The following is an 11,488-nucleotide window of genomic DNA, read 5'->3' on the forward strand; positions in this document are numbered from 1 at the left end:
TCATGATTGCCGAAAAGGCATCCGACATGATCGGGGGCAATCACTAAGCGTTTTGCAAAGCAATTTCTGGGCGCGGCCAGCCGCCGCGCCCGGTCGCGTCAATCCCAGACGGGCGCGAAGGGAACGCGGTTGCGGTCGACGATGCGGTAATTCGTTTGGTTCAGCCGATCGATTTGCTCCATCTCATCTGCCGAAAGCGTGAAATCCATAATCGCCAGATTGGCACGGATATTGTCCGGCTTGGTCGACATGGTGTTCATGCTGACGCCCTTTTGCGCGATCCAGCGCAAGACGACCTGAGACGCGGATTTCCCATGCGCTTTGCCGATGTCTTCAAACAGCGGATATTTGAAGACCTCGCCGCGCGCGAGTGAGCAATAGGATGACAGGGGGATCTCGGTGTCTTTCGCGGCTTCTAAAAGGCGCGACTGATCCAAAAGCGGGTGGAACTCGACCTGATTGGTGACGAGCGGCGTATCGACGATGGACCGCGCCTGGTGCATCATCGCGGCGGTATAGTTCGACACGCCGATATGACGGGCCAATCCAGCCTCATAGGCCTTTTGCAGCAGTTTCAACGAGGGCGCGATATCCCACCCAGGCGTCGGCCAATGCAGAAGCAGTACATCGACCTGATCAACCCGCAGGTCGCGAAGGCTTACCTCGACCGAGGGCAGAAACTGCGATTCGCCAAAGTTCTCGGGCTTGACCTTGGTGATGATGCAAAGCTGGTCGCGCGCGATCCCGGTTTCAGCCAAAGCCGCGCCCGTATCCGCTTCATTCTCATATGCCTGAGCGGTGTCAAAGGTCCGGTAACCTGCGGCAACCGCCGTCTGGACCGCGTCCCGCAACATATCGCCCTTTAAGGGAAATGTGCCGAATCCCTGCAAGAACTCGGTTTGCAACAGAATATTCATCTTCGTCCTCCCTCATCATGGGCCAGTGGTATGCCAATCCCGGTTTTGCTCTTGTCGGGACAGGTGGATCTTGGATATAGAGATAACCAGTTAGTTACTTAGAATGCAATTGTGAAGGAGGAGCGCAATGTCCAAAATCCGGACCGCCAGTGAGGCAGCCAAACTGGTCCGCGATGGCGCGGTGATCGCGGTGAATTCGTCTTCGGGATTGCTGTGCCCGGATCATGTGCTGGCCGCTCTGGGCGAGCGCTTTGCGCAGGAAGGCGCGCCCCGCGGGCTGACAACCATCCATCCGATTGCGGCCGGCGACATGTTCGGCACGCCGGGCGTCGATCACATCGCTTACCCCGGAATGATCACGCGCATCATCGGCGGCTCTTATCCCTCGGGCCCGTCGAATGCCGAGCCGCCGAAGATCTGGCAGCGCATTCTGGCCGAAGAGGTCGCGGCCTATAACGTGCCCTCGGGCGTGGTCTTTGATATGCTGCGCGAGGGCGCGGCGCAGCGACCGGGCGTGCTCACGAAGGTCGGTATGGACACTTTTGTCGATCCCGCGCTCGACGGCTGCGCGATGAACGAGACTGCCCGCGCAACGCCCATCGTCAAACGCGTGACCTTCGAGGGCGAGGACTGGCTCTATTTCCAGGCGCTGCGCCCCGATGTGGCGGTGATCCGCGCGACCACGGCGGATGAGAACGGCAACCTGACGTTCGAGGATGAGGGGGCGACGCTTGGCGCGATGGAGATGGCGCTGGCCGCGCATAACTGTGGCGGCATCGTCATCGCGCAGGTCCGGCGCATTGCCGCGCAAGGCACGCTGAAGCCGCATGACGTCAAGGTTCCGGGTATCTTGATCGATGTCATCGTCGAGGCACCGGATCAGCTGCAGACGACAGCGACACCGCATGACCCCGCGATTTCGGGTGAGGTCTTCCGGCCCCTGTCGAGCTTCCGTCCGGCCGAGTTCAATCCCGGCAAGGTCATCGCCCGCCGCGTTGCACAGGAATTGTGCGCGGGTTGGGCGGTGAATATCGGCTTTGGCATTTCCGCCAATGTGCCACGCATTCTGATCGAGGAAGATCTACACGGCGCGGTCACTTGGGTGATCGAGCAGGGCGCGGTCGGCGGTGTGCCGCTTTTGGATTTCAAATTCGGCTGCGCGAGTAACGCCGAGGCTTTCGTGGCCTCGCCCCATCAATTTTGCTATTTTCAGGCGGGCGGCTTTGATTGCTCGTTGCTCTCTTTCCTTGAGATCGACGCCGAGGGCTCGGTCAATGTCAGCCGCCTTGCCGCAACTCCGCATCGGACGGCGGGGGCGGGCGGTTTCGTGGATATTACAGCGCGCGCCAAAAAGATCGTTTTCTCGGGCAATTTCAACGCCGGGGCAAAAATGCGGATCGAAGATGGCCGGTTGGTGATCGACCGCGAGGGCAAGGTGGCCAAGATCGTGCCCAAAGTCGATCAGGTCAGCTTCTCGGGCCGCCGCGCCGTCGTGCAGGGGCAGGATGTGACCTATGTGACCGAGCGATGCGTCTTGCGCCTCTTGCCCGAAGGGCTGACGGTGACCGAGATCGCACCGGGTATCGATCTGCAGCGCGATGTTCTGGATCAGGCGGCGACGCCTTTGCGCGTGGCGCCGGATCTGAAGCAGATGGATGCGGCACTGTTTCGCGATAAGCCGATGGGGTTGGCACTGTGAACGATGACCCGCGCCTTGATCTGAGAATCCAGTCCGGCATCGCTTGGCTGACCATCCGCCGCCTGGATAAGCTGAACGCGCTTGACGCGGATATGGTCGATGAATTGGCCCAACTTTGCCGCCAGATCGAGCGATCCGACGCTCGGGTGGTAATCCTGACCGGTGAAGGCGACCGCGCATTTTGTGCGGGCGGCGATATCGCCGCTTGGTCGGGACTCACGCCTGAGGATTTCAGCCGTCGCTGGCTGCGTGACGGCCATGCCGCTTTCGACGCGCTGGCGCGGCTGGTTCAGCCAGTGATCGCAGTGCTGAACGGACATTGTCTTGGCGGTGGGCTGGAGCTGGCTGCTTGTGCCGATTACCGGCTGGCCGAGGCGCATGTGCGTATCGGTTTACCTGAAACCTCGTTCGGCATCATTCCCGGGTGGTCGGGCACGCAACGCGTGGTGCGGCGCTTTGGCTCTGGCGTGGTGCGGCGGATGGCGCTGTTCGGTGAAGTTTTCGGTGGGGACGAGGCGCAAAGCCTTGGTCTGGTCGATCAGGTCGTGCCTTCCGGGGGCGGAATGGCTGCTGCCGAGGCATTGGCCGCAAAGGTAATCGCCCGCGCGCCCCGCGCAACCGAAATCACCAAGATGCTGATCAATGCCGCCGAAGGCGAAGAGCGTGAGCGCGTGCTTGATGCCCTTGCGGGCAGTGCGGCTGCCGCATCGAGCGATTTGCGTGAAGGGCTTGCGGCCTTTCGCGAAAAACGGCCTGCGCGTTTTGACGCAAGCGGCGAGGCGGAGATGGCGGAATGATGGCCGCGGATCGCGATTTCCTGACTGGGCTCTTTGATGCGGCTGTGGCTGCGGCTGATCCCGAAATCGCACTGCGACCGCATTTGCCGGATCCTCCCAAAGGGCGCGTCGTCGTGATCGGCGCGGGCAAGGGGGCCGCACAACTTGCAGCGGCCTTTGAGCGGCTATGGGTTGGTCCGGTCGAGGGCGTGGTCGTCACGCGCTACGGCTATGGTTGCGCTACGCAAAGCATCCGGGTGATCGAGGCCGCACATCCCGTCCCCGATCAGGCCGGGCTGGCTGCGACCGATGCCCTCTTTGAAGCCGTCCACGGCCTGAGTGCGGATGACCTGGTCGTGGCACTGATTTGCGGTGGCGGCTCAGCGCTGCTGCCCGCTCCGCCCGAGGGACTGAGCCTTGAAGATGAGATTGAGCTGAACCGCATCCTGCTAGCCAGCGGCGCGCCAATCTCGGTGATGAATGGGATCCGCAAACAGGTCTCGCGCATCAAGGGGGGCAGGCTGGCTGCGGCGGCCCATCCCGCGCCGGTGCTGTCGCTGATCGTATCTGATGTGCCCGGCGATGATCCGGCGCAGGTCGCCTCGGGGCCGACGGTGCCGGATAAGACCAGTCGCGCGGATGCAAGGCAGCTGCTTGAGACATGGCGGATCGCGCTTCCATCGCGTTTGGCCGCATGGTTTGCGGGGCAAGAGGGGCTACCGCCAGATCCCGCCGATCCCCGCTTTCTGCGCCATGAGGTCCGCGTCGTGGCCTCGGCCCGTCTGTCGCTTGAATCCGCTGCCACGCGGGCAGAGGAGGCCGGCGTGCCTGCGGTTATCCTGTCGGATGCGGTTGAGGGCGAGGCCCGTGATGTGGCCCGCGTTCATGCCGCCATCGCGCGCGAAGTGGCTACCCGCAATCGGCCTTTCTCCCGTCCGGTCGTGATCTTGTCAGGAGGCGAGACCACCGTGACTTTGCGTGGTCGGGGACGGGGCGGGCCCAATAGCGAGTTTCTGCTGGCGCTGGCGCAGGGCATCGAAGCTCTGCCCATTGCGGCAATGGCTGCCGATACCGATGGGATCGATGGGTCCGAGGAGAATGCCGGGGCCTTTGCTGATGGTAACAGCATGGCGCGGCTGCGCGCCTTAGGGTTCGATCCGGCGGGGATGCTGGCTGGGAACGATGCCTGGTCGGCTTTTGAAGCTTTGGGTGATCTGTTCGCGCCCGGTCCGACCGGCACAAATGTCAATGATTTCCGGGCCATTCTGATCCGGTAGTTGCGGGGCGGTGGCGATGCCGCCGCCCCATATCCTTCTCAGGCAGGAACCGGGGCGTCGTCGCGCAGCAGACCCTTGGTCTTCAGCGCCGCCCAGAATTCGGCGGGAATCGCGTGCTGGAACCATGCCAGGTTCTGGTCAAGCTGCTCGACCGTCCGGGTGCCCGCACAAAAGGCCGGTATCGCCGGATGTGCCACGACGAATTGCAGCGCGGCCGCTGCAAGAGGTACGTTATACTCCGCGCAGACATCCTCGATTTTCGACACCCGATCCATGATCTCGGCAGGGGCAGGGGCGTAGTTATATTTCGCGCCCGGCTTTGCGCCCGTGGCCAAAATCCCCGAGTTGAAGCCGCCGCCGACCACCACTGCGGCACCGCGTTCCTCGCAAAGCGGCAGGAACCCGTCCAGGGCGTCTTGCTCGAGAAGCGTATAGCGGCCTGCCAGCAGGAAGCAGTCGAAATCGCGCTGCTTTAGCGCCTCATGGCAGACCTGCCATTCGTTCACACCGACGCCGATCGCTTTCACGACCTTCTCGTCGCGCAGCCGCGCCAGCGCTTTGTAACAGCCATCCATCGCCTGCCGGAACACCTCGGGTTGCTCTGCGCCGCGGGTATAGACGTCGATGTCATGGATGAAGAGGATGTCGATATGCTCAAGCGCCAGCCGTTGCAGGCTGTCCTCGAATGACCGCATCGTGCCGTCATAGCTATAATCGAAATCCATTGTGAAGGGTGCTGCATTCACCCAAGGCGCAAAATCGATGCTGTCGCGACGCGCCGGGCGCAGAAGCCGCCCTACCTTCGAGGAGAGGACATAATCATCGCGCTTGCGCCAGCGCAGGGCCTCGGCGGTGCGCAGTTCGGATAGGCCATGGCCATACATCGGCGCGGTGTCGAAATAGCGCACACCCGAATCCCAAGCGTGGTCAAACATCGCGCGTGAGGTCCGGTCGTCGATTTCGCGGAAAATATTGCCGACGGGGGCTGTCCCGAAGGCGAAGCTTGTCACTTCCAGATCCGTTCGGCCGAATTTTCGTTTGTCGGATGGTTTCATTTCCCCCTCCCATAAGTAACTATTCAGTTAATAAATGCACAACGGGACGCGCCAGATCAAGTGAATTTCCAAGCAGCTGGCGGTTTCGAGCTTGACGCAATGAAGTCGCGTCAAATAAAGTAACCATATAGTTACATACCGGGAGGGGATTCGAGAATGTATCTGAGCGATACCCAGTTGCAGGTGCGCGATATGGCGCGCGCTTTCGCCGATGAGGTCATCCGACCTGCCGCCGAGGCGCTGGACCGTGATGAGCGCTTCCCGGCCGAGATCTATGACGAAATGGCGAAGCTCGGCCTTTTTGGAATTGGCGTGCCCGAGAACATGGGCGGTCCGGGGTTCGACACGCTGACCTACGCGGTCGTTATGGAGGAGCTTTCGCGCGGTTATGCCAGCGTTGCCGATCAATGCGGGCTGCTTGAGCTGATCTCGACGCTGCTGGTGCGCCACGGTACGGATGCGCAGCGCAATCTGCTGCCGGGCATCCTGGCGATGCAGAAAAAGGTTGCCTATTGTATTACCGAGCCCGAGGCCGGAACCGATGTGTCGGGTATTCGCACGACTGCGGTGCGTGACGGCGATGGCTGGGTGCTGAACGGCGGCAAGATCTGGATCCATAACGCACCCGTTGCCGATCTGGGCTTTGTGCTGGCCCGCACCGATAAAGAGGCGGGCAATCGCGGCATGTCGATCTTCATCGTCGATCTGCATGCCGCTGGGGTCGAGCGCGGCCCCAAAGAGCACAAGATGGGCCAGCGCGCCAGCCAGGTGGGGGCGCTAACCTTTACCGATGTGGGGCTTGGTGCGGATGCCATGCTGGGCGAGGCGGGACGCGGCTTTCATATGATGATGAGCGTGCTCGACAAGGGCCGGGTCGGCATTGCCGCGCTAGCGGTGGGCATCGGGCAGGCGGGGCTTGAGGCCGCGCTGGAGTATGCCGGGACGCGCAAGCAATTCGGTAAGCAGATCGCCGAGTTCCAAGGCGTGCAATGGCTGCTCGCCGATATGGCCAAGGATATCGAGGCCGCGCGCCTGCTGGTCCATTCGGCGGCTTCGAAAATCGACCACGGGCAGGATGCGACCAAGGCCTGTTCGATGGCCAAATGTTTTGCAGGCGACATGGCTGTGGCGCGCACGGCCGATGCGGTGCAGGTCTTCGGCGGCTCGGGCTATATCCGCGGCTTCGAGGTCGAGCGGCTTTACCGCGATGCCAAGATCACCCAGATCTATGAGGGTACGAACCAGATCCAGCGCATGATCATCGCCCGCGAGCTGCTGAAGAAGGGGGCGCAGGCATGAGACAGGTCGCCTTTGTCACGGGCTCTTCGCGCGGAATTGGTCTGGCTGCAGCCGAGGCTTTGGCCCGCGAAGGCTTTGCCATTGCCGTGAATGGCCCCGCTGATGATGCGGAATTGCACGCAGCCGTGGGGCGTATCGCGGCCCTTGGCGTGCCGACAATCGCCGCCCCTTTCGATGTGACCGACATTGCCGGACATGATGCGGCACTGGCCCGGATCGAGGATGCGCTTGGCCCCCTGACCACCCTGGTCAACAACGCGGGCGTGGGCGTGATGCAACGCGGCGACTTGCTGGAGGTTTCCGAGGCAAGCTGGGACCGCTGCTTGACCGTCAACAGCAAGGCGATGTTCTTCCTGTCGCAAGCCTTCGCCCGCCGCCTGCTGGCGCGCGAACGCCCGGAAAACCTGTTCCACGCCATCGTCAATGTCACTTCGTCGAATGCGGTGGCGGTGGCGGTGCAGCGCGCGGAATATTGCGCCTCAAAGGCCGCAGCCGCGATGATCTCGAAAACTTTGGCCGTGCGGCTTGGGCCGGAAAATATCGCGGTCTATGACGTGCAGCCCGGCCTGATCGCGACCGAGATGACCGCCCCAGTGATCGACGGCTACCGCCAGCGCGCCGAGGCCGGTCTGACGCTTTTTCCCCGCGTGGGTCAGCCCGAGGATATGGGCGCAATCATCGCATCGCTGGCTTGTGGCCGACTTCCCTATACCACGGGACAAGTGATCTCGGCTGATGCCGGGATGCTGGTTCCGCGCTTCTGAAAGGTGCTGCCATGAAGATCGCACTTCCCGATACCAAAGGCCGGATGGTCGATTATGTGCTGACCGGCACGCCGATCGCTCAGGCCGTCCTGCCCAAGAACCCGGCCCGGATCGTCTATTCGGCCGCCCATGTCGTGGCGGACCCTTTCACCGCCAATGATCCTTCCGGCCGTGCGGCGGTCGATTGGGAGAAGACCATGGAGTTCCGTCGCTATCTGGCGGGGCTTGGTCTGGGCATCGCCGAGGCGATGGATACGGCGCAGCGCGGCATGGGCCTTGATTGGCCGGGGGCGCTCGAGCTGATCCGGCGGACGCGCGCGGAACTGCCCGAGGCTTTGGTCGGCAATGGCTGCGGCACCGATCATCTGGCCCCCGCTGACGCAAGGACGCTTGACGATGTCATCCGGGCTTATCTCGAGCAGGTCGAAGCGATTCAGGCCTTGGGTGGCCGCATCGTGTTGATGGCCAGCCGCGCTTTGGCCCGTGTAGCTGCGACGCCCGAGGATTACCTCTATGTTTATGGCAAGGTGCTCTCGGCTTGCGATCAGCCCGTGATCTTGCATTGGCTGGGCGAGATGTTCGACCCTGCTCTGGCAGGTTACTGGGGCAGCGCCGATTTCGATAGCGCGCTTGAAACCGCCCTTGCGGTGATTGAGCAGAACCTCGCCAAGGTCGATGGCATTAAGATGTCGCTCCTTGATAAGGACAAGGAAATCATCCTTCGCCGCCGCCTGCCTGCGGGCGTGAAGATGTATACCGGCGACGATTTCAACTACCCCGAGCTGATCGAGGGCGATGAGCAGGGTTTCAGCCACGCGCTGCTTGGGATCTTTGATCCGCTGGCCCCGGCAGCCGCCTATGCCGTCAACCGGCTGGCAGAGGGCGATCGGGCGGGCTTCCGGGCGACGCTTGATCCGACCGTGCCGCTTGCGCGCACCATCTTTCGCGTGCCGACCCAATACTACAAGACCGGCGTCGTCTTTCTGGCTTGGCTCAATGGGTTTCAGGACCATTTCATCATGCTGAATGGCCATCACGCCATGCGGCCCTTGCCCTATTTCACCGAAGTCTTTCGGCTGGCCGATGGTGCAGGCCTTTTGCGCGATCCCGAGCTTGCCGTGGGACGGATGAAATCTCTGCTCACGGTCTATGGTGGCTAAGGATGCGTGATTTCAGTCATGACACCTCTGCGCTCGCCCTGAATACCGCGACCCTTGGCCATAATGTCGAGGGTGCGGGGGCGGGCTGGTCGCCCGAGCGCACCATCGATGCCTGCGCGGCGCGCGGTTATGGTGGCATCGTCTTCTGGCGGCGCGAGATCGGGGCTAATGCCGCTCGCATTGCCGCCCATGCCCGCGCGGCGGGGCTGAGCGTGGCGGGGCTCTGCCGGACGCCTTTCCTCGTTGGTCCTCTTGCGCCTCTGGGGCATCAGGCGGTGATGGATGATGTCCATGCCTCGATTGATATGGCGGCAGAACTTTGTGCGCCGATCCTGACCATCGTTACCGGCGGGGTCCAGCCCGGAACGCGCGGTGTCACCGAAAGCCTGCGCATTGTCACCGAGCGCCTTGCCGAGGCCGTCCCCTATGCCGCTGCGCGCGGCGTGAAACTGGCGCTTGAGCCCCTGAACCCGGTCTATGGCGGCAATCGCTCTTGCCTGACAACGCTGCGCGACGCGCTTGATATCTGTGACGCTATTGATGCACCAAATCTTGGCGTGGCCGTCGATGTCTATCATGTCTGGTGGGATACCGATTTGCCACGCCAGCTCGCACGAGCGGGCGAGCGTATCCTTGGCTATCACCTTTGCGATTGGCTGGCCGATACGGCGGATGTGCTGCTTGATCGCGGCATGATGGGCGATGGCGTCGCCGATCTGAAGGCCCTCCGCTCGGCAGTCGAAGGGGCTGGTTACAACGGTTTTTGCGAGGTCGAAATCTTTTCGGCCAATAATTGGTGGAAGCGTGATCCGGCCGATGTCCTTGATATCATTGCCGAGCGCTTCCGGACCATTTGCTAAACAATCCAGGAGGGACCAATGAAGGTTCTCGTGCCAGTGAAGCGCGTGATCGACTATAACGTTAAGGCCCGCGTTAAGGCTGACGGAAGTGGTGTCGATCTTGCGAATGTTAAGATGTCGATGAACCCTTTTGACGAGATCGCCGTAGAGGAAGCGATCCGTCTGAAAGAAAAGGGTTTGGCCGAGGAAGTGATCGTTGTCTCGATCGGTGTGAAACAGGCCCAAGAGACCCTGCGCACAGCCTTGGCGATGGGCGCAGACCGCGCGATTCTGGTGGTGGCAGCCGATGACGTCCACACCGATATCGAGCCGCTGGCCGTTGCCAAAATCCTTGCGAAAGTCGTCGAAGCCGAGCAGCCGGGTCTGGTGATCGCGGGCAAGCAGGCCATCGACAACGACATGAACGCAACCGGGCAGATGCTCTCGGCGCTGTTGGGTTGGGGTCAGGCAGCCTTTGCCTCGAAAATCGAAATCGCCGACGGCGCCGCCAAGGTCACGCGCGAAGTCGATGGCGGTCTCCAGACGATCGAAGTCAAACTTCCTGCCATCGTCACCGCCGACCTGCGCCTCAATGAGCCGCGTTACGCCAGCCTTCCCAATATCATGAAGGCCAAGAAAAAGCCGCTGGATGAAAAAACCGCTGCTGATTTCGGCGTCGATGTCACGCCGCGCCTGACTGTGGTCTCGACCCGCGAACCCGAGGGCCGCAAGGCGGGCATCAAGGTCGGCTCGGTCGATGAGCTGGTCTCGAAACTCAAAGAAGCGGGGGTAATCTGATGGCCGTTCTTCTTTTGGCAGAAGTCTCCAATGGCGAGCTGAACCATGACGCAACCGCCAAAGCGGTCAATGCCGTCAAAGGCCTGGGTGATGTGACGCTGCTGGCAGCAGGCGCCCATGCCAAAGCCGCCGCAGAAGAGGCCGCTAAAATCGCTGGCGTCAGCCGCGTGCTGGTGGCCGAGGATGCAATCTATGGCCACCGCCTTGCCGAACCGACAGCTGCGCTGATCGTCTCGCTTTCGGGCAATTATAGCCATATCGCCGCCCCTTCGACCACGGATGCGAAAAACGTCATGCCGCGGGTTGCTGCGCTTTTGGATGTCATGGTGATCCCGGATGTCTCCAAGGTGATCGACGCCGATACATTCGAGCGCCCGATCTATGCCGGCAACGCGATCCAGACGGTGAAATCCTCGGATGGCATCAAGGTCTTCACCTTGCGCACCGCCAGCTTTGACGCTGCCGCAGACGGCAACTCTGCTGCGGTCGAGCCCATCGCTGCGGCCGAAAACCCCGGCCTCTCGGTCTGGCTTGCCGACGAAGTCGCCAAATCCGACCGCCCCGAACTCACCTCGGCAGGTAAAGTCGTCTCGGGTGGCCGCGCTCTTGGATCAAAAGAGAACTTCGCCCTCATCGAAACGCTCGCCGATAAACTGGGCGCAGCCGTTGGCGCCAGCCGCGCAGCCGTCGATTCGGGCTATGCCCCGAACGATTGGCAGGTTGGTCAGACCGGCAAGGTCGTCGCCCCTGAACTTTATGTCGCCATCGGCATCTCGGGCGCGATCCAGCACCTTGCAGGGATGAAAGACAGCAAGGTCATCGTCGCGATCAACAAAGATGAGGAAGCTCCGATCTTCCAGATCGCAGATTACGGCCTCGTCGGCGATCTCTTCCAGATCGTTCC

11 protein-coding genes are annotated in these 11,488 nt (G+C 61.8%); 9 read left to right on the forward strand and 2 right to left on the reverse strand.

Annotated elements, in window-relative coordinates; genetic code table 11:
- Window positions 1-98: 98 nt before the first annotated feature.
- A complete protein-coding gene (locus RTS12_RS17800) occupies window positions 99-917 on the reverse strand; it encodes an aldo/keto reductase (RefSeq protein ID WP_312530906.1) in 819 nt (272 codons plus the stop codon).
- Window positions 918-1,044: 127 nt separating this feature from the next.
- On the opposite strand from RTS12_RS17800, the gene RTS12_RS17805 reads away from it, so the two are divergent.
- The 3 genes from RTS12_RS17805 to RTS12_RS17815 are packed head-to-tail and all read left to right on the forward strand — an operon-like array spanning window position 1,045 to window position 4,669.
- Window positions 1,045-2,616: an acyl CoA:acetate/3-ketoacid CoA transferase gene (locus RTS12_RS17805; RefSeq protein WP_312530908.1), complete on the forward strand. Its 1,572-nt coding sequence runs from the start codon at window positions 1,045-1,047 to the stop codon at window positions 2,614-2,616.
- Entirely contained in the window at window positions 2,613-3,413 is an 801-nt protein-coding gene (locus tag RTS12_RS17810; RefSeq protein ID WP_312530910.1) for an enoyl-CoA hydratase/isomerase family protein, read from the forward strand. Before RTS12_RS17805 ends, RTS12_RS17810 begins: the two co-directional genes overlap by 4 nt.
- Window positions 3,410-4,669 carry a glycerate kinase gene (locus RTS12_RS17815; RefSeq protein ID WP_312530912.1) on the forward strand — a complete coding sequence of 420 codons (1,260 nt, stop codon included), beginning with the start codon at window positions 3,410-3,412 and terminating at the stop codon, window positions 4,667-4,669. The genes RTS12_RS17810 and RTS12_RS17815 overlap by 4 nt, the downstream gene beginning before the upstream one ends.
- Before the next feature lie 38 nt (window positions 4,670-4,707).
- On the opposite strand, the gene RTS12_RS17820 is transcribed toward RTS12_RS17815, so the two are convergent.
- Entirely contained in the window at window positions 4,708-5,679 is a 972-nt protein-coding gene (locus tag RTS12_RS17820; RefSeq protein WP_312530914.1) for an aldo/keto reductase, read from the reverse strand.
- 201 nt (window positions 5,680-5,880) lie between these two features.
- On the opposite strand from RTS12_RS17820, the gene RTS12_RS17825 reads away from it, so the two are divergent.
- The 6 genes from RTS12_RS17825 to RTS12_RS17850 all read left to right on the forward strand — a co-directional run.
- Entirely contained in the window at window positions 5,881-7,023 is a 1,143-nt protein-coding gene (locus RTS12_RS17825) for an acyl-CoA dehydrogenase family protein (RefSeq protein WP_312530916.1), read from the forward strand.
- Window positions 7,020-7,787 carry a 3-ketoacyl-ACP reductase gene (locus tag RTS12_RS17830; RefSeq protein ID WP_312530918.1) on the forward strand — a complete coding sequence of 256 codons (768 nt, stop codon included), beginning with the start codon at window positions 7,020-7,022 and terminating at the stop codon, window positions 7,785-7,787. Before RTS12_RS17825 ends, RTS12_RS17830 begins: the two co-directional genes overlap by 4 nt.
- A gap of 11 nt (window positions 7,788-7,798) precedes the next feature.
- The gene (locus RTS12_RS17835) at window positions 7,799-8,947 is read left to right on the forward strand and encodes a dihydrodipicolinate synthase family protein (RefSeq protein WP_312530919.1); all 1,149 of its coding nucleotides are present in this window, start codon (window positions 7,799-7,801) and stop codon (window positions 8,945-8,947) included.
- A 2-nt stretch (window positions 8,948-8,949) separates the two neighbouring features.
- Window positions 8,950-9,807, forward strand: a complete 858-nt coding sequence (locus RTS12_RS17840) for a sugar phosphate isomerase/epimerase family protein (RefSeq protein WP_312530921.1) — start codon at window positions 8,950-8,952, stop codon at window positions 9,805-9,807.
- 18 nt (window positions 9,808-9,825) lie between these two features.
- Window positions 9,826-10,584, forward strand: a complete 759-nt coding sequence (locus tag RTS12_RS17845) for an electron transfer flavoprotein subunit beta/FixA family protein (protein ID WP_312530923.1) — start codon at window positions 9,826-9,828, stop codon at window positions 10,582-10,584.
- Window positions 10,584-11,488: FAD-binding protein (locus tag RTS12_RS17850; protein WP_312530925.1), on the forward strand; the 905-nt coding region annotated here is incomplete at its 3' end. The genes RTS12_RS17845 and RTS12_RS17850, both read left to right, overlap by 1 nt.

It is taken from the genome of Paracoccus sp. (in: a-proteobacteria) (assembly GCF_032007265.1).
Classification (GTDB): domain Bacteria; phylum Pseudomonadota; class Alphaproteobacteria; order Rhodobacterales; family Rhodobacteraceae; genus Paracoccus.

What these genes read in the sequence shown, in the direction of transcription:
- RTS12_RS17800 (WP_312530906.1), bottom strand. Translation starts at nt 917, where the DNA reads ATGAATATTCTGTTGCAAACCGAGTTCTTGCAGGGATTCGGCACATTT.
- RTS12_RS17805 (WP_312530908.1), top strand. Translation starts at nt 1,045, where the DNA reads ATGTCCAAAATCCGGACCGCCAGTGAGGCAGCCAAACTGGTCCGCGAT.
- RTS12_RS17815 (WP_312530912.1), top strand. Translation starts at nt 3,410, where the DNA reads ATGATGGCCGCGGATCGCGATTTCCTGACTGGGCTCTTTGATGCGGCT.
- RTS12_RS17825 (WP_312530916.1), top strand. Translation starts at nt 5,881, where the DNA reads ATGTATCTGAGCGATACCCAGTTGCAGGTGCGCGATATGGCGCGCGCT.
- RTS12_RS17830 (WP_312530918.1), top strand. Translation starts at nt 7,020, where the DNA reads ATGAGACAGGTCGCCTTTGTCACGGGCTCTTCGCGCGGAATTGGTCTG.
- RTS12_RS17835 (WP_312530919.1), top strand. Translation starts at nt 7,799, where the DNA reads ATGAAGATCGCACTTCCCGATACCAAAGGCCGGATGGTCGATTATGTG.
- RTS12_RS17840 (WP_312530921.1), top strand. Translation starts at nt 8,950, where the DNA reads ATGCGTGATTTCAGTCATGACACCTCTGCGCTCGCCCTGAATACCGCG.
- RTS12_RS17845 (WP_312530923.1), top strand. Translation starts at nt 9,826, where the DNA reads ATGAAGGTTCTCGTGCCAGTGAAGCGCGTGATCGACTATAACGTTAAG.